Annotated in this window: 17 protein-coding genes and 1 pseudogene; 15 read left to right on the top strand and 3 right to left on the bottom strand. The window is 72.5% G+C overall.

Annotation, left to right across the window (positions count from 1 at the left end; genetic code table 11):
- From ASD10_RS19345 to ASD10_RS11190, 6 genes and pseudogenes are all read left to right on the top strand, one after another.
- Window positions 1-558: pseudogene (locus ASD10_RS19345) on the top strand (aminotransferase class III-fold pyridoxal phosphate-dependent enzyme); the annotation flags it as partial.
- Complete coding sequence (gene argF / locus ASD10_RS11170; protein WP_056608290.1) at window positions 555-1,499, top strand: ornithine carbamoyltransferase; 945 nt, start codon at window positions 555-557, stop codon at window positions 1,497-1,499. The pseudogene ASD10_RS19345 and the gene argF, both read left to right, overlap by 4 nt.
- Complete coding sequence (locus ASD10_RS11175) at window positions 1,496-2,011, top strand: arginine repressor (RefSeq protein WP_056608293.1); 516 nt, start codon at window positions 1,496-1,498, stop codon at window positions 2,009-2,011. Before argF ends, ASD10_RS11175 begins: the two co-directional genes overlap by 4 nt.
- Window positions 2,008-3,435 (top strand): argininosuccinate lyase, encoded by a 1,428-nt coding sequence (gene argH, locus ASD10_RS11180; RefSeq protein ID WP_056608295.1) that lies wholly within the window; start codon window positions 2,008-2,010, stop codon window positions 3,433-3,435. The genes ASD10_RS11175 and argH overlap by 4 nt, the downstream gene beginning before the upstream one ends.
- Before the next feature lie 9 nt (window positions 3,436-3,444).
- Window positions 3,445-4,134 (top strand): peptidylprolyl isomerase, encoded by a 690-nt coding sequence (locus ASD10_RS11185; RefSeq protein WP_082556153.1) that lies wholly within the window; start codon window positions 3,445-3,447, stop codon window positions 4,132-4,134.
- Between the two features lie 4 nt (window positions 4,135-4,138).
- Complete coding sequence (locus ASD10_RS11190) at window positions 4,139-4,744, top strand: DNA-3-methyladenine glycosylase (protein ID WP_056608298.1); 606 nt, start codon at window positions 4,139-4,141, stop codon at window positions 4,742-4,744.
- A gap of 58 nt (window positions 4,745-4,802) precedes the next feature.
- Here ASD10_RS11190 and ASD10_RS11195 read toward each other — a convergent pair whose 3' ends face one another.
- A complete protein-coding gene (locus tag ASD10_RS11195; RefSeq protein WP_056608301.1) occupies window positions 4,803-5,465 on the bottom strand; it encodes a response regulator in 663 nt (220 codons plus the stop codon).
- Complete coding sequence (locus ASD10_RS11200) at window positions 5,462-7,066, bottom strand: ATP-binding protein (protein WP_200938235.1); 1,605 nt, start codon at window positions 7,064-7,066, stop codon at window positions 5,462-5,464. The genes ASD10_RS11195 and ASD10_RS11200 overlap by 4 nt, the downstream gene beginning before the upstream one ends.
- An 82-nt stretch (window positions 7,067-7,148) precedes the next feature.
- On the opposite strand from ASD10_RS11200, the gene ASD10_RS11205 reads away from it, so the two are divergent.
- From ASD10_RS11205 to ASD10_RS11225, 5 genes are read left to right on the top strand one after another with little or no spacing between them, the layout of a single operon-like run.
- A complete protein-coding gene (locus ASD10_RS11205) occupies window positions 7,149-8,141 on the top strand; it encodes a tripartite tricarboxylate transporter substrate binding protein (protein WP_056608307.1) in 993 nt (330 codons plus the stop codon).
- Window positions 8,138-8,659 carry a tripartite tricarboxylate transporter TctB family protein gene (locus tag ASD10_RS11210; RefSeq protein ID WP_056608310.1) on the top strand — a complete coding sequence of 174 codons (522 nt, stop codon included), beginning with the start codon at window positions 8,138-8,140 and terminating at the stop codon, window positions 8,657-8,659. Before ASD10_RS11205 ends, ASD10_RS11210 begins: the two co-directional genes overlap by 4 nt.
- Window positions 8,659-10,173, top strand: coding sequence for a tripartite tricarboxylate transporter permease (locus ASD10_RS11215; RefSeq protein ID WP_056608313.1), 1,515 nt, complete (start codon window positions 8,659-8,661; stop codon window positions 10,171-10,173). The genes ASD10_RS11210 and ASD10_RS11215 overlap by 1 nt, the downstream gene beginning before the upstream one ends.
- Window positions 10,170-10,586 (top strand): universal stress protein, encoded by a 417-nt coding sequence (locus ASD10_RS11220; RefSeq protein WP_056608316.1) that lies wholly within the window; start codon window positions 10,170-10,172, stop codon window positions 10,584-10,586. The genes ASD10_RS11215 and ASD10_RS11220 overlap by 4 nt, the downstream gene beginning before the upstream one ends.
- Before the next feature lie 9 nt (window positions 10,587-10,595).
- Window positions 10,596-11,417 (top strand): spermidine synthase, encoded by an 822-nt coding sequence (locus ASD10_RS11225; protein ID WP_157432550.1) that lies wholly within the window; start codon window positions 10,596-10,598, stop codon window positions 11,415-11,417.
- Window positions 11,418-11,434: 17 nt separating this feature from the next.
- Here the strand turns inward: ASD10_RS11225 and rocD are convergent, their stop codons facing one another.
- Window positions 11,435-12,640 (bottom strand): ornithine--oxo-acid transaminase, encoded by a 1,206-nt coding sequence (rocD, locus tag ASD10_RS11230; RefSeq protein WP_056608319.1) that lies wholly within the window; start codon window positions 12,638-12,640, stop codon window positions 11,435-11,437.
- A gap of 57 nt (window positions 12,641-12,697) precedes the next feature.
- Here rocD and ASD10_RS11235 point away from each other — a divergent pair, with 57 nt between their 5' ends.
- From ASD10_RS11235 to ASD10_RS11250, 4 genes are read left to right on the top strand one after another with little or no spacing between them, the layout of a single operon-like run.
- Complete coding sequence (locus ASD10_RS11235; protein ID WP_157432551.1) at window positions 12,698-13,228, top strand: hypothetical protein; 531 nt, start codon at window positions 12,698-12,700, stop codon at window positions 13,226-13,228.
- Window positions 13,229-13,262: 34 nt separating this feature from the next.
- Window positions 13,263-13,973: a YcnI family protein gene (locus ASD10_RS11240; protein WP_056608324.1), complete on the top strand. Its 711-nt coding sequence runs from the start codon at window positions 13,263-13,265 to the stop codon at window positions 13,971-13,973.
- Window positions 13,966-14,496, top strand: coding sequence for a copper resistance CopC family protein (locus tag ASD10_RS11245; RefSeq protein ID WP_056608326.1), 531 nt, complete (start codon window positions 13,966-13,968; stop codon window positions 14,494-14,496). Before ASD10_RS11240 ends, ASD10_RS11245 begins: the two co-directional genes overlap by 8 nt.
- Window positions 14,477-16,444 (top strand): cytochrome c oxidase assembly protein, encoded by a 1,968-nt coding sequence (locus tag ASD10_RS11250; RefSeq protein ID WP_056608328.1) that lies wholly within the window; start codon window positions 14,477-14,479, stop codon window positions 16,442-16,444. Before ASD10_RS11245 ends, ASD10_RS11250 begins: the two co-directional genes overlap by 20 nt.
- The last annotated feature ends 4 nt before the right edge of the window (window positions 16,445-16,448 follow it).

A 16,448-nucleotide genomic window follows, 5' to 3' on the forward strand; every position in this document is an offset into this window, starting at 1 on the left:
GACGTCACGACGCGCCACGGCGCACTGCTGTGGCTCGACGAGGTGCAGACGGGCATGGGCCGCACGGGCGCCTGGTTCGCGTACGAGGAGTCCGGCATCGTGCCCGACCTCGTGACGCTGGCCAAGGGGCTCGGCGGCGGCATCCCGATCGGTGCGTGCGTCGCGATCGGTGCGGCCGGCACGCTGCTGCAGCCCGGCAACCACGGCACGACGTTCGGCGGCAACGCGGTCGCGACGGCCGCGGCGCTCGCGGTCGTCGCGACGATCGAGTCCGACGACCTGCTGGCGCACGTCACGACCATCGGCGACCAGCTGCGGCGCGGCCTGGTCGACCACCCGCTCGTCGCCGAGGTCACGGGACGCGGGCTGCTGGTCGGCGTCGTGCTGCACCAGCCGCTGGCCGCCGAGGCGCAGAAGGCAGCGATGGCGGCCGGACTGATCCTCAACAACGCGACGCCCGACCGCCTGCGCCTCGCCCCGCCGCTGGTGCTCACCGAGACCGAGGCCGCGCACGCCGTCACGGTGCTGCGGGGCGTGCTCGACGAGGTGTCGTCATGACCGGGACGGTCCGGCACCTGCTGCGCGACGACGACCTGACCCCGGCCGAGCAGGCCGAGGTGCTGGCGCTCGCTGCCGAGATGAAGGCCGATCCGTACGGGCGCAAGCCCCTGGCGGGTCCGCAGACCGTCGCGGTGATCTTCGACAAGGCGTCGACGCGCACGCGCGTCTCGTTCAGCGTCGGGATCGCCGACCTGGGCGGCAACCCGCTGGTGCTCGACTCCACCGTGACGCAGGGAGGTCGCGGCGAGTCGACCGCCGACACCGCCACGGTGCTGGGACGGATGACGAGCGCGATCGTGTGGCGCACCTACGCGCAGGCCGGGCTGGAGGAGATGGCCGCCCACGCCGGCGTCCCGGTCATCAACGCGCTGAGCGACGACTTCCACCCGTGCCAGATCCTGGCCGACTGGCAGACCGTCATCGAGCACAAGGGACGCCTGGCCGGGCTGACGGTCGCCTACCTCGGCGACGGGGCCAACAACATGGGGCACTCGTACCTCCTCGGGGGAGCGACCGCCGGCCTGCACGTGCGGATCGGTGCCCCGGCGGGCTACCAGCCGGCGCAGCGGATCGTCGACGACGCCGCCACGATCGCCGCCACGACGGGTGGCTCGGTGCTCGTCACCGACGACCCCGCCGCCGCGATCGCCGGTGCCGACGTCGTCATCACCGACACGTGGGTCTCGATGGGTCAGGAGGCCGAGAAGGAGGCGCGGCTGTCGCTGTTCGGCGACTACGCGATCACCGAGGCGTCCCTCGCGCTCGCCGCCCCCGACGCCGTCGTGCTGCACTGCCTGCCGGCGTACCGCGGGCTCGAGATCTCCTCGGAGGTGCTCGACGGGCCGCAGAGCGTCGTGTGGGACGAGGCCGAGAACCGCCTGCACGCCCAGAAGGCCCTGATGGTGTGGCTGCTCGAGAAGTCCGCGGCGCCCGCATGAGCGCCGCCGACACCAAGACCGCCCGCCAGCAGCTCATCATCGACCTGCTGACCCGGCACGCCGTCCGCTCGCAGGGCGAGCTGGTCGAGCTGCTGGACCAGCGGGGCGTCAACGCGACGCCCTCGACCGTGTCGCGCGACCTGGTCGAGCTCGACGCCGTCCGCGTGCGTCACGAGGGCAGCGGGCTGGTGTACGCCGTGCCGGCCGAGGGGGGCGACCGCACGCCGCGACCCGGCACGGGCAGCTCGGCGGCGCAGTCGCGCCTCGCCCGCCTGGTGCGCGAGCTGCTCGTGACGGCCGAGGCGTCGGCCAACCTCGTCATCCTGCGCACGCCGCCCGGTGCGGCCCAGTACCTCGCCTCCGCGATCGACCACTCGTCACCGGACGACGTCATCGGCACGATCGCCGGCGACGACACCGTGATGATGATCTGCCGTGACCCCGCCGGCGGCGACGAGGTCGCCCGCCGCTTCATGGACCTCGCCGGTCCGACCTCCAAGGAGATCCCGTGACCGACCCCCAGACACCCGAGCCGACGAACGCCCTGTGGGGCGGACGGTTCGCCTCCGGCCCCTCGCCCGAGCTCGTCGAGCTGTCGCGCTCGACGCACTTCGACTGGCGTCTCGCGCCGTACGACCTCGCGGGGTCGCGCGCCCACGCCGTCGTCCTGCACGCCGCCGGGCTGCTGAGCCGCGACGACCTCACGTCGCTGGTCGCGGGCATCGACTCGCTCGACGCCGACGTCGCGTCGGGGGCGTTCGCCGCCCAGCCCGACGACGAGGACGTGCACACGGCCCTCGAGCGGGGACTCCTCGAGCGCCTCGGCGCCGACCTCGGCGGGCGCCTGCGGGCCGGGCGCTCGCGCAACGACCAGATCGCGACGCTGTTCAAGATGTACCTGCGCGACCACGGCCGCCGGATCGCGGCGCTCGTGACCGACCTGGTCGAGGCGCTGGCCGCCCAGGCCGACGACCACCTGGGGGTCGCGATGCCGGGTCGCACGCACCTGCAGCACGCCCAGCCCGTCCTGCTGTCGCACCACCTGCTGGCGCACGCGTGGCCGCTCGTGCGCGACCTCGACCGGCTCGCCGACTGGGACGCCCGCGTCTCGGCCGACTCGCCGTACGGCTCGGGTGCCCTGGCCGGGTCGTCGCTGGGGCTCGACCCCGAGAAGGTCGCCGCCGACCTCGGCTTCAGCGGGTCGACCGCCAACTCGATCGACGGCACGGCGGCCCGCGACTTCGTGGCCGAGTTCGCGTTCGTGACGGCCCAGATCGGCGTCGACGTCTCGCGGCTCGCCGAGGAGATCATCATCTGGAACACCAAGGAGTTCGACTTCGTCACGCTGCACGACGGCTACTCCACGGGGTCGAGCATCATGCCGCAGAAGAAGAACCCCGACATCGCCGAGCTCGCGCGGGGCAAGTCGGGACGGCTGATCGGCAACCTCACGGGGCTGCTCGCGACGCTGAAGGGGCTGCCGCTGGCGTACAACCGCGACCTGCAGGAGGACAAGGAGCCGGTGTTCGACTCGATCGACACGCTCGAGGTGCTGCTGCCCGCCTTCACCGGCATGGTCGCGACGCTGACGTTCCACACCGAGCGCATGCAGGCGCTCGCGCCGCAGGGCTTCGCGCTCGCGACCGACATCGCCGAGTGGCTGGTGCGCGAGGGCGTGCCGTTCCGCGTCGCCCACGAGCTGTCGGGCGCCTGCGTGCAGGCGTGCGAGCGGCGGGGCATCGAGCTGTGGGACCTGTCGGACGACGACTTCGCGGCGATCTCGCCGGCCCTCACACCCGGTGTCCGCGAGGTGCTGACGGTCGAGGGCTCGCTGGCGTCGCGCGACGCGCGCGGCGGCACGGCCCAGGTGCGGGTCGCCGAGCAGCTCGCCGAGCTGCGGGACCGGCTGTCGGCCCGGCGACCGAGCGCTGGCTAGGCTCGGCGCATGCGTTCTCGTCTTCTCGCCGCCACGGCGACCACCGTACTGATCACCACGCTGGCCGCCTGCGGAGGTTCTGACGGCGGAGGCTCCGACGGAGCGTCGGCCGCGGATCCCGCCGCCACGTCGCAGGCCCCGTCGGCGACCGACAGCCCGGGTGCCGCCGCCGACGGCACCTGCACGTACACCGAGACCGACGAGCCGGGCAAGAAGGCCACGCTCCCGCCGGCGACCCCGACGAGCCTCGACGAGGTCACGATCACGACCAACCGCGGCGTCATCAAGGCGTCGCTCACGCCCGACTCGGCCCCCTGCACCGTCAGCAGCTTCGCGTCGCTGGCCCAGCAGGGGTACTTCGACGGCACCAAGTGCCACCGCCTCGTGCCCGGGTTCGTGCTGCAGTGCGGCGATCCCTCCGCGACCGGTCAGGGCGGTCCGGGGTACGCGTTCCCCGACGAGCTGACCGGCCAGGAGACCTACCCGGCCGGCACCCTCGCGATGGCCAACGCCGGCCCCGACACCAACGGCTCGCAGTTCTTCATCGTCCTGGCGGACGCCGACCTGCCGCCCAGCTACACCGTGTTCGGCACGGTCGACGCGGCCGGTCTGAAGGTCGCCCAGCAGATCGAGGCCGACGGCGTGGGCGCCGACGGCACGGCTCCCGCCCAGGACGTCATCCTCGAGTCGGTCAGCTGACACCGTGCACGACGCGAGCCCGGACGGCGTCGTCGCCCGGGCCCGCGGCCTCCTCGGGCGCACCCTGCACGGCCACGGCGCGACCGTGCGCATCACGGAGGTCGAGGCCTACGGCGGCGTCGACGACCCCGCGTCGCACGCGTTCACGCGCACCCCGCGCAGCGAGATCATGTACGGACCACCGTGGCGGCTGTACGTCTACCGGTCGTACGGGATGCACTTCTGCGCCAACGTCGTGACGGGGCCGACCGAGATCGCGGCGGCCGTGCTGGTGCGGGCCGGCGAGGTCGTCGACGGGCTGGACGTCGCACGGTCGCGCCGACCCGGGGTCGCGGACGTCGCCCTGGCCCGGGGCCCCGGCAACCTCGCCCGCGCCCTGGGCCTGACCCTCGACGACCTGGGCACCGAGCTGCTGACCGGCGGGGGAGTGCGGCTCGGGCCCGAGCCCGACGTGACGCCGGAGGTCATGACGGGCCCGCGCGTGGGCGTCTCCAAGGCCGCGGACGTCCCGTGGCGCCTCTGGGTCACAGGCGACCCGACGGTCTCGGCGCACCGCCGCAGCCCCCGAGCGGTGCGGCAGCCACCTGTCACGCCCCAGGGCGGTGCCTGAGCCACGCATCATCGGTCCCGACAGGTGGCCCCGACACCGACACCGGCGGCAGGGCGAGTCAGCGGACCGAGCGGTAGCGACGCTCGGGGCGCCCGGCGTTGCCGTAGTTGAGGCGGACGACCGCCGTCCCCTGGTCGACGAAGTGCTCGAGGTAGCGCCGGGCACTGACGCGTGACAGCCCGACGAGCTCGCCGCAGTCGGCCGCCGACAGCTCGTCGCCGCGGGCCAGCGCCTCGGCCACGAGCTGCGCCGACTCCGGGCTGAGCCCCTTCGGCAACGCCGTCACGGCCGCCGGAGGCGTGCCGAACGCGCGGTCGATCGCCGCCTGGTCGGGCGCGCCCGACGCGAGGGTCTCGAGCGACTCGCGCACCCGCTGCATGCGCGACGCGAAGTCGACGTGCTCGAACGGCTTGACGAGGTACTGCAGCGCACCGCCGTGCAGGGCCGACCGGACGGCCTCGGCGTCCCGCTCGGCCGTCACCATCACGACGCCGACCGTGCTGCCGTCCGCCCTGAGCCGCTGCAGCACGTCGAGGCCGCTCATGTCGGGCAGGTGCACGTCGAGCAGCAGCAGGTCGGGGGACAGGTCGGCGTGCAGCTGGAGCGCCTCGGCGCCGGTGCGGGCCGTGCCGACGACCTCGAAGCCGGGGGTGCGCTCGACGAACCGGCCGTGGATGCTCGCGACCATGAAGTCGTCGTCGACGACCAGCACGCGGATCATGCGGGCTCCTTCGGCAGACGGATGGTGAACACGGCACCGCGGCCGACGCCGTCACCGTCGTCGCCGGCACCGACCGTCACGCTACCTCCCCGCTGCGTGCAGATGAGCCGCACGAGCGGCAGCCCGATGCCCCGCCCGCCGGGGACGTCCGGCTTGGTCGAGAAGCCGCGCGCGAAGATCGTGTCGCGCAGCTCGGCCGGCACGCCCGGTCCGTCGTCGCGCACGCACAGGACGATGTCGTCGGCGTCCTCCGACAGCTCGACGACCACGGCGGGCGCGGGTCCGCCCTTGCAGGCGTCGACCGCGTTGTCGACGAGGTTGCCGATGATCGTGGTCAGGTCGGCCGACGTGTGGGGCGACAGCGCCTCGAGGGCCGAGTCGTCGGTCAGCGTCAACGTCACGCCCGCCTCGGCCGCGACGCTCGACTTGGCGATCAGCAGGGCCGCGACGGCCGGGTCGGACACGCGCCGCGTCACGGCGTCGGAGATCGCGGCCCGGCGTCGCGTCAGCACGCCGACCAGCGACGTCACCTCGTCGTACTCACCGAGCTGGACGAGCCCCGAGATCGTGTGCAGCTGGTTGGCGAACTCGTGGGTCTGCGCCCGCAGGGTGTCGGTGATCGACAGGTTCGAGCTGAGCTGGCCCTGCATCGACACCAGGTCGGTGCGGTCGCGCATCGTGGTGACGGCACCGATGCCCTGACCGCGGCTCGAGGCCGACCGCTGGTTGAACACCACGACGCGCTCACCCACCAGCACCACGGCGTCCTGGCTGTCGGCCCCGGGGGTCAGCAGCTCGACGACGGGCTGGTCGAGCCCCAGCGAGTCGAGGCGGCGCCCCACGACGTCCGTGCCAAGGCCCAGCAGCGAGCGGGCGCTGTCGTTGATCATCGTGATCCGCTCGTCGGTGCCGACGGCGACGACGCCCTCGCGGATGCTGTGCAGCAGCGCCTCGCGGTGGTCGGCCAGCGTCGCGAACTCGCGCGGCTCGAGACCACGGGTGCGCCGCCGGACGAGCCGGGCCAGCAGCCACGACCCCGCGATGCCCAGGCCGGCGCCCGCGCCGAGGTACAGCACCAGCTCGTCGGCGGCGTTCGTCAGGCGCGTCCAGAACGACGGGAACTGCTCCTCCGCCACGGCCAGCCCCACGAGCGTGCCGGAGTCGTCGATGATCGGCGCGTGCGCCGCGACGAAGCGGTGGCCGCGCGTCTCGACGGTGCCGACCCAGGCGCGTCCCTCACGGACGCGCGAGTCGCCGAGCTCGGCGCGGGCGCCGACGAGCCGGGGGTCGGACGACGACAGCACCCGGCCCGCCGGATCGGCGATCGTGATCTCGGTGGCCCCCGACAGGCCCACGGCCCGGTCGATCGCGGGGGCGAGCGACGTCGCCGGCACGGGCCCCCGGATCTGGGCGCGGACGACCGACAGGTTAGCGAGGTACTCCGACACCGAGCGCATCTGCGCACCGCGCTCGGACGCGAACGAGGCGTTCGACTGCTGCACCGAGATCGCGCCGACGATCGCGAGGACGAAGGCGACGACGACGAGCTGCAGGACGAGGAACTGTCCCGCGAGCGTCAGGCGCCTGCGCTGTGACCACAACGTCCACAACCTCCTTTGGTTCCGCAATGGTGACCCACACCACAGGGGCGGGTCATGATCGGGGTCGATCACAGGAGGTCCCATGACGCCGACCAGGCGATCACACCGGTTGACGGCGACAGTATTCCTCGTCGCCGCCGCGCTGCTGCTGTCCGCATGCGGAGTCACGCGCGGAGGCGAGGGCGAGGCGAACCGCCGGCTCAGCATGTACATCCCCAACAGCCCCGGCGGCGGCTACGACCTGACGGGACGCGCGGCGGCGCGCGTGCTCGAGGACGCCGAGCTGTCGGGTCGGTTCGAGGTCACCAACGTCATCGGCGCCGGCGGCACCGTGGCGATGCAGCGCCTGCTCAACGAGGAGGGCGTCGACGACCTCGTGATGTCGATGGGGCTCGGCGTCGTCGGCGCGACCTACACCAACGACTCGAAGGCCCGCGTCTCGCAGGCGACGCCGATCGCCCGCCTGATCGAGGACCAGGAGGCGCTCATCGTCCCGAAGGACTCGCCGTTCCAGACGGTGCAGGACCTCGTCGACGCGTGGAAGGCCGATCCGAGCAGCGTCACGATCGGCGGCGGCTCGTCGCCCGGCGGACCCGACTTCCTGTTCCCGATGCAGCTGGCCAAGACCGTCGGGATCGATCCCAAGCAGGTCAAGTACATCGTGTACGACGGCGGCGGACCGCTCACCAGCGCGCTGCTCGGCAAGAAGATCGACGTCGGCGCCTCCGGACCCAGCGAGTTCGAGGGACAGCTCGAGGACGGCTCGCTGCGCGTCCTCGCGGTCTCGGGCGAGGAGCGCCTCGAGACCGTCGACGCGCCGACCCTCAAGGAGTCCGGCATCGACATGACGTTCGTCAACTGGCGCGGCATCCTCGCCCCGCCCGGCATCTCGGACGAGTCGCGCGAGCGCCTCGTGGCGATGTTCACCGAGATGCACAAGACGAAGGGCTGGCAGGACGCGATCAAGCGCAACGGCTGGATCGACTCGTTCGCCACCGGCGAGGAGTTCGAGACCTTCCTGCTCGAGCAGGACAAGCGGGTCGAGACGACCCTGAAGGAGCTGGGGCTGGCATGAGCACCGTCGAGAAGCACGAGACCCCCGGGCGCACGCGGCTCGTCGACAAGGCCCAGTACGGGCTCGCCGCGTTCCTCGCGGTCGTCGGCGCCTACGTGGTCTACGACGCGACGACGCTGAGCGACGGCTTCGCCGACCAGCCCGTCCAGCCGTACGCCTTCCCTTACGTCGTCGGCACGGTGCTGGTCGTGCTCGCGGCCCTGCTCGCGATCGCGACGGCGCGCGGTGACGTCCCGGCGGCCGAGGAGGGCGAGGACGTCGACCTGACGCAGCCCAGCGACTGGGCGACCGTCGCGAAGCTCGTCGTGGTGTTCCTGGCCAACATCCTGCTGGTCGACTGGCTCGGCTGGGCGATCACCGGCGCGATGCTGTTCGTCGGCACCGCCTACGTGCTCGGCAGCCGCACCCTGATCCGCGACGTCGCGGTGGGCGTGGCCCTGTCGGTCGGCACCTGGTACGGCTTCTACTCGGGCCTGGGTCTCGCGATCCCGGCCGGCATCCTGGACGGGATCCTCTGATGGACTCACTCAACCTGTTGATGGACGGCTTCGCCCAGGCGCTGACGGTCCAGAACCTCTTCTACGCCGTGGTCGGCGTGTTCCTCGGCACCGCCGTCGGCGTGCTGCCGGGCATCGGGCCGGCCATGACGCTGGCCCTGCTGCTGCCCATCACGTACAGCGTCGGTCCCGACAGCGCGCTCATCATGTTCGCCGGCATCTACTACGGCGGCATGTACGGCGGCTCGACCACCTCGATCCTGCTGAACACGCCGGGGGAGTCGTCGTCGGTCGTGACGGCCATCGAGGGCAACAAGATGGCCAAGAAGGGGCGGGCGGCGCAGGCCCTCGCCACCGCGGCGATCGGCTCGTTCGTCGCCGGCACGATCGGCACGCTGCTGCTGGTGCTGTTCGCGCCCTCCGTGGCCGGCCAGGTCGTCAAGCTCGGCAACCCGTCGAACTTCGCCCTGATCCTGCTGGCGCTGTTCGCCGTCACCGCGGTGCTCGGCACCTCGCGGCTGCGCGGCTTCATCGCGCTGTTCCTCGGCCTGGCGATCGGCCTGGTCGGCGGCCAGACCGGCCAGGCCCGCCTGACGTTCGGCAACCCGCTGCTGGCCGACGGCATCGACATCGTCGTCGTCGCGGTCGCGATCTTCGCGATCGGCGAGGCCCTGTGGGTCGCGGCGCACCTGCGTCGTCGCCCGCTCGACATCATCCCGGTCGGCCAGCCCTGGATGAGCCGTGAGGACTGGGGACGCTCGTGGAAGCCGTGGCTGCGCGGCACGGCGTTCGGCTTCCCGTTCGGCGCCCTTCCGGCCGGTGGCGCCGAGATCCCGACGTTCCTGTCGTACGTCACCGAGCGCAAGCTCGCCAAGCACCCCGAGGAGTTCGGCAAGGGCGCGATCGAGGGCGTCGCGGGTCCCGAGGCGGCCAACAACGCCTCGGCCGCCGGCACGCTCGTGCCGCTCCTGGCGATCGGCCTGCCGACGACCGCGACGGCCGCGATCATGCTGCTGGCGATCCAGAGCTACGGCATCGAGACCGGCCCGCAGCTGTTCGACACCGAGCCGGACCTCGTCTGGGCCCTGCTCGCGAGCCTGTTCATCGGCAACACGCTGCTGCTCCTGCTCAACCTGCCCTTGGCGCCGCTGTGGGCCAAGCTGCTGCAGATCCCGCGTCCGTACCTCTACGCGGGCATCCTGTTCTTCGCCTCGCTCGGCGCCTACAGCGTCAGCTTCCAGCCGTTCGACCTGGCGCTCCTGCTGGTCATCGGCCTGCTGGGGCTCGCGATGCGCCGCTTCGGCCTGCCGGTGCTGCCGCTCATCATCGGCGTGATCCTCGGGCCCAAGCTCGAGGAGCAGCTCACCACGTCGCTGCAGATCTCGTCGGGCGACGTCAGCACGCTGTGGAGCGAGCCCGTCGCCGTCATCGTGTACGCGTTCATCGCGCTGGCGCTGGTCGCCATCCTCGCCTCGGGGCTGCGCAAGCCCAAGCCCGAGGCACCCGTCGAGGAGAAGGAAGAGGTGTCGGCATGACCGTAGTGGTGATGTACAGCCCGGACGAGTTCGGGCGGGTGGCGCTGTCGTACGGCGCCACGGAGGCGGCCCGCCGCGAGGAGCGGCTGGTCGTGGTCAACCCCACGAAGGGCGACGCGTACGTCGACACCAAGTTCGCCGGCGACGACGAGCTGTCGTCGCTGCGGTCGATCCTCGACCGGCTCGACGTCGAGTCCGAGATCCTGCACGACGTCGTGCCCGACATCGCGGGCGCCGTGCTGCACGCGGCGTCGTCGACGGGGGCCTCGCTGATCGTGGTGGGCATCCGCCCGCGCACGCCGGTCGGCAAGCTGCTGCTCGGCAGCGTCGCGCAGCGGCTGATCCTCGACGCGGAGTGCCCCGTGCTGGCGGTCAAGCCGGACGGCTCGGAGAACCTGCTCGCCGGCACCTAGAGTGTCGGGGTGACCGAGCGCCTCCGCAGGATCGAGATCGTCGCCGACCGGGAGCGTCCGTCGGCCTTCACGCTGCGCATCGACGGCACCGAGCAGTCGTACGTCGACCTCGACGACCCGACGCGCCTCGAGTTCGACTACGTGCAGCGGATGGCCGACGCGATCGACGGCCACGGCGTCGCGGGGGAGCCCCTGCGCTGCGTCCACGTGGGCGGCGCCGGCATGACGGTGCCGCGCTACGTGGCCGCGACGCGTCCGCGGTCGCCGCAGATCGTGCTGGAGCCCGACGAGGAGATCACGGCGCTGGTGCGCGAGCGCATCCCGCTGCCGCGCCAGAGCGGCATCAAGGTCAGGCCGCTCGACGGGCGGGCCGGCATCGCGGCGATGCGCGATGACTTCGCCGACGTCATCGTGCTCGACGCCTTCGACGGCGACCGGATCCCCGCCGACCTGACGACGGCCGAGTTCTTCGCCGACCTCGCACGCGTCGCGACGGCCGACGGGCTGGTGCTGCTCAACCTGGCCGACCGCGCGCCGTTCCCGTACCTGCGGCGCGCGGTGCGGGGCGTGTGCGACGCGTTCGCGCACGTCGTGATGTGCGCCGAGCCGGCCACGCTCAAGGGGCGCCGCTTCGGCAACGTGCTGGTCATGGCGTCGGCGGCCCCGCTGCCCTGGGAGACGCTGGCCCGCAAGGCCGCGAGCTCGCCGTTCCCGTACCGCGTCCTGCCCTACCGCGAGGTGCTGACGACCTTCGCGGCGAAGACGCCCTTCACCGAGGCGGACGCCGAGCGGTCGCCGTCGCGCGGCGGCGACACCAGCTACTTCTCCTGAGCCCGTCCGGGCCGTGGTCAGGCGTCGAGAGCCTCGGCGAGCGCCGTGACGGCATGGTCGATCTCGTCCTTGGTGATGACGAGCGGGGGAGCGATGCGCAACGTGCGCTCGTGCGTCTCCTTGCACAGCACGCCACGGTCGCGCAGCGCCATCGAGACCTCGCGGCCGGTCTTGGCGAGCGGGTCGATGTCGACCCCGGCCCACAGGCCGCGACCGCGCACCGACGCGACGCCCTTGCCGACCAGCTCGTCGAGTCGGCCGTGCAGGTAGCGACCGAGCTCGAGCGAGCGGGTCTGGAACTCGCCGGTCTCGAGGAGCCCCACGACGGCGCGCCCCACGGCGCAGGCGACGGGGTAGCCGCCGAACGTCGAGCCGTGCTGGCCCGGCTTGAGGACGCCGAGCACGTCGGCACGCCCCACGACGGCCGAGACGGGGATGATGCCGCCGCCGAGGGCCTTGCCGAGCGTGTAGAGATCGGCCCGGACGTCGTCGTGGTCGAGGGCGAACAGCTTGCCCGTGCGGGCCAGGCCCGACTGGATCTCGTCGGCGACCAGCAGGACGTTGTGCTCGTCGCACAGCCGCCGCACGCCGGGGAAGAAGCCGGACGGCGGGACGACGACGCCCGCCTCGCCCTGGATCGGCTCCATCAGGATCGCGGCCGTGTTCGGCGTGATGGCGGCCTCGATCGCGGCGAGGTCGCCGTAGGGCACCGTGACGAAGCCCGGCGTGAAGGGACCGTAGTTGTCGTGCGCCGCGGGATCGTCCGAGAACGACACGATCGTCGTGGTGCGGCCGTGGAAGTTGCCCGACGCGACGATGATCTCGGCGCGGTCGAACCCGACGCCCTTGACCTCGTAGGCCCACTTGCGGGCGACCTTGATGGCCGACTCGACGGCCTCGGCGCCGGTGTTCATCGTCAGGACGGTCTCGGTCTGCGTCAGCTCGGCCAGCTCGCGGCAGAACGCGCCGTACTGGTCGTTGTGGAAGGCGCGCGAGGTCAGCGTCAGCCGGTCGAGCTGCTCGCGTGCGGCGTCGATCAGGACGGGGTGGCGGTGACCGAAGTTGAGCGCCGAGTACCCCGACAGGAAGTCGAGGTACCGGTTGCCCTCGACGTCGGTGACCCAGGCGCCCTCCGCCTCGGCGATGACGACGGGCAACGGGTGGTAGTTGTGGGCACCCCACTCCTCGTCGAGCTTGATGTAGGACGCGGTGTCGAGGGTCATGGCACCACGGTAGCCGCCGGGTGTTCCGCTGCGCGACGGGCCGGATATCGTGGCCCGGTGAGCTCCGCAGATCGACCCGACGCCTGGCGTCCGGCCGATCGCCCGGTGCGGATCGCCCGCTCGGTCGCCGCCGCCCTGGTGTGCGTCCTGGCCGCGGCCACCGGCCACCACGCCGCCGGCGGCCCCCTGCCCGCCGTCGCGGTCCTGTCGGTCTTCGCCGGCTCCGCCGCGGTGGCCTGGCTGTTGTCGTCACGCCGCGTCACGCCCTCGCAGCTGCTGGGCCTGCTGGTCCTGTGCCAGGTCGTCGTCCACCTCGGCGCGTCCGACGGGACGATGGTCATGGGCGGCGCGATGGTCGCGGCCCACGTGGCCGCCACGGCGGTCAGCGTGCTGGCCCTGTCCCGTGGCGAGGCGCTGGTCTGGCGGCTCGCCGAGCGGCTCGTGCTGCGCGCCGTCCCGGTGCTGGGGGCGGCCGACGTCGTCCCGCCCGTCCGTCGTGTGCGGACCGTCGCGCGCACGCGCTCGCGCCACGACGTGCGGCTCACGCACTCGCGCGTCCTGAGAGGGCCGCCGGTCAGCCCCGCCTGACCTGCACCCACACCTCTCACCAGAAGGACCTCTCATGACACGCACCACCGCGCGGCTCGCCGCTGCGCTCTCGGCGATCGCCCTCGTGGCCGTCGCCGCCCCCGCCTCGGCCCACGTCGGCGTCTCGTCGCCCGACGCGGCCAAGGAAGGATTCGGCAAGGCCGTCTTCCGCGTCCCCAACGAGTCCGACTCCGCCGCGACGACCAAGATCGTCGTGACGCTGCCCGCCGAGACGCCGTTCGCCTTCGTCTCGGCCGAGGCCAAGCCCGGCTGGACGGCGACCGTCACCAAGGCGCCGCTCGACAAGCCGACGACGGTCGGCGACTACGACCTCACCGAGGCCGTCAGCACCGTCACGTGGACCGCGAAGGGCGACGGCGGCATCCCCGTCGGACAGTTCGACGAGTTCGCCATCTCGGGCGGGCCGTTCCCCGACGCCGACTCGATCTCGTTCTCGGCGCAGCAGACCTACGCCGACGGCGAGGTCGTCGACTGGGACCAGCCGCAGGCCGAGGGCGAGGCGGAGCCCGAGCACCCCGCTCCGACCCTGACGCTCGGCGAGCCGACCGGTGACCACCACGGTGCGGCGTCGACGACCGCCGACACCGAGGACGCGGCCGCGACGACCGAGGCGTCGGACGACGACTCGTCCACCGGCCTCGGCACGTGGCTCGGCGGCGCGGCGCTGCTCGTCGCGCTCGCGGCCCTGGTTGTGTCGCTGCGACAGAATCGACGTCGTGCCTAACAACGTCGTCCTGCGCGGGATCCTGCTGGGTCTGGCCACCTTCCTCCTCGGAGGTCTCGTCCTCGGGGCCGGTCCGGCCAGCGCCCACGCGGCGCTGATCGGCACCGACCCCGAGGACGGGGGCACGCTGTCGACGTCACCCGCGTCGATCACCTTCACGTTCAACGAGAACGTCTCCCGTCGGGCGCAGGTGGCCGTCGCCGCGCCCGACGGCACCCAGCTCGACGTCGGCACCATCACGGCCGTCGACAACACCGTCACGGCACGGCTCCCCGACGCGGGTCAGCGTGGCACGTACAGCGCCTCGTACCGCGTCGTGTCGGCCGACGGCCACCCGGTCACCGGCACGATCGCCTACGACGTCACGGCCGGCCGGGCCGTCACGCAGGTCGACGTCCCCGAGCAGGAGAACTTCATCCACCGCCACCGTTCGCACGTCGTGTGGGGCGTCCTCGCGGCCGTCGTCGCGATCGTCCTGCTGCTCGCACCCCTGAGGAGGCGCGATGACGCAGACGCTGCGTGACACGCTGGTCGGCTTCATCATCGCCGGCCTCACCCTGACGGCCTTCCTCGTGATGGGCGGCGGCGCCTACGGCAAGGCCCCGATCGGCATCGCCGACCCGGGCGTGCTGGTGGGCTGGGCGCTGCCGTTCTCGAAGGTGCTCAACGACGTCGCCGCCGTCATGGTCATCGGCTTCCTGGCCGCCGCGGCGTTCCTGGTCCCGTCGACCGACAACGAGGTGCAGGGGCTCTCGGTGCAGGCCGTCCGCCTGGCGTCGCGCTGGGCGACGGTCTGGGCCGTCGTCAGCGTCGTCTACTTCTTCCTGCTGCTGTCGGGCGACATCTTCGGCAAGCCGCTGACCGACGTCGCGTGGGCCGACATCACGGGCTTCCTCGGGTTCTCCGAGGGGCGCGCGATCCTGCTGCAGGCGCTCGGCGCCGCCGTCATCGCCGTCGCGACGCGCTTCACCCTCGGCATCCGGTCCGTCGCCGGCATGCTCGGCGTCTCGCTGGCGACGCTCGCGCCGATCGCGCTGACGGGGCACTCCGCGTCGTCCGGCTCGCACGACCTCGCGACGACGAGCCTGTACCTGCACGTCCTGGGCGTCACGCTGTGGGTCGGCGGACTCGCCGCCCTCGGCTGGGTCGCGATCCGCGGCAGCAAGCGGCTCGAGCCGGCCGTCGCGCGCTACTCGACGCTCGCGCTGTGGAGCTTCGTGGTCGTGGGGGTCTCGGGGCTGGTCAACGCCGCCGTGCGGCTGCGGTCGCTGGCCGACGTCTTCGGCACGTCCTACGGCCTGCTCGTCGTCGCCAAGGTCGTCGCGCTCGTCGCGCTGGGCGCGTTCGGGGTCCGTCAGCGCCGGCGCATCGTCGCCGCGGGCAGCGGGTTCGTGCGCCTCGCCACGACCGAGCTGTTCGTGATGGCCGCGGCGATCGGCCTGGCGGTCGCCCTGTCGCGCACGCCGACGCCCGTCGGCGACCGCGTGCTGCAGACGCCCGCCGAGGAGCTGCTCGGCGGACCGCTGCCGGCAGCACCCACGGTCCTGCGGCTGCTGTGGGGCTGGTCGGGCAACGGCGTCGGGCTCGCGATCGTCGCGCTCGGCGTCGCGCTCTACCTGCGCGGCGTGGTCGCGATGCGGCGGCGCGGCGACGCGTGGCCGATCGGTCGCACGATCTCGTGGATGGTCGGCATGGTCGTCATCGCCTGGGCGACGTTCGGCGGGCTGGGGGAGTACTCCCACGTCCTGTTCAGCGCCCACATGGCGTCCCACATGATGCTGTCGATGGTCGCACCGATCTTCCTGGCCCTCGGCGCGCCCATGACCCTCGCCCTGCGCACCCTGCCCGGCCCCCGCCAGCCCGGGGAGGTGTCGCCGCGCGCGATCCTGCTGTCGTTCCTGCAGTCACGCTTCTCGCGGGTCGTGACGCACCCCGTCGTGGGTCCCGTGCTGTTCGTCGGCAGCCTCTACGGCCTGTACTTCACGGGCATCTTCGAGGCGCTCATGAGCAACCACCTGGGCCACGCCGTCATGGAGGTGCACTTCCTGGCCGTGGGCCTGCTGTTCTACTACGTCCTGATCGGCATCGACCCGTCGCCGCACGCGCTGGCGCCCGTCGCACGGTTCGGCGCCCTGCTCGTCACGGTGCCGTTCCACGCGTTCTTCGCGATCGCCGTGATGTCGTCCAACACGGTGTTCGCGCTCGACTACTGGCGCGACATCGACCGTCCGTACCGGACCGACCTGCTGGCCGACCAGTACCTCGGCGGCGGCATGGCCTGGGCGATGGGCGAGATCCCGCTGGTGCTCGTGATGGTCGCGATCCTGTTCCAGTGGTTCCGCTCCGACTCGCGCGAGGCCAAGCGCTTCGACCGCGCGGAGGACCGCACCGAGGACGCCGCGCTCGAGGCGTACAACGCCCGCCTGCGCGACCTCGCCGAGCACGGAAAACGGCGGGACCCCAACCAGTAGGTCG

The sequence above is a fragment of the Aeromicrobium sp. Root472D3 genome (assembly GCF_001426485.1).
Taxonomy (GTDB): domain Bacteria; phylum Actinomycetota; class Actinomycetes; order Propionibacteriales; family Nocardioidaceae; genus Aeromicrobium.

What these genes read in the sequence shown, in the direction of transcription:
- argF (WP_056608290.1), top strand. Translation starts at nt 555, where the DNA reads ATGACCGGGACGGTCCGGCACCTGCTGCGCGACGACGACCTGACCCCG.
- ASD10_RS11175 (WP_056608293.1), top strand. Translation starts at nt 1,496, where the DNA reads ATGAGCGCCGCCGACACCAAGACCGCCCGCCAGCAGCTCATCATCGAC.
- ASD10_RS11185 (WP_082556153.1), top strand. Translation starts at nt 3,445, where the DNA reads ATGCGTTCTCGTCTTCTCGCCGCCACGGCGACCACCGTACTGATCACC.
- ASD10_RS11195 (WP_056608301.1), bottom strand. Translation starts at nt 5,465, where the DNA reads ATGATCCGCGTGCTGGTCGTCGACGACGACTTCATGGTCGCGAGCATC.
- ASD10_RS11205 (WP_056608307.1), top strand. Translation starts at nt 7,149, where the DNA reads ATGACGCCGACCAGGCGATCACACCGGTTGACGGCGACAGTATTCCTC.
- ASD10_RS11210 (WP_056608310.1), top strand. Translation starts at nt 8,138, where the DNA reads ATGAGCACCGTCGAGAAGCACGAGACCCCCGGGCGCACGCGGCTCGTC.
- ASD10_RS11215 (WP_056608313.1), top strand. Translation starts at nt 8,659, where the DNA reads ATGGACTCACTCAACCTGTTGATGGACGGCTTCGCCCAGGCGCTGACG.
- ASD10_RS11220 (WP_056608316.1), top strand. Translation starts at nt 10,170, where the DNA reads ATGACCGTAGTGGTGATGTACAGCCCGGACGAGTTCGGGCGGGTGGCG.
- rocD (WP_056608319.1), bottom strand. Translation starts at nt 12,640, where the DNA reads ATGACCCTCGACACCGCGTCCTACATCAAGCTCGACGAGGAGTGGGGT.
- ASD10_RS11240 (WP_056608324.1), top strand. Translation starts at nt 13,263, where the DNA reads ATGACACGCACCACCGCGCGGCTCGCCGCTGCGCTCTCGGCGATCGCC.
- ASD10_RS11250 (WP_056608328.1), top strand. Translation starts at nt 14,477, where the DNA reads ATGACGCAGACGCTGCGTGACACGCTGGTCGGCTTCATCATCGCCGGC.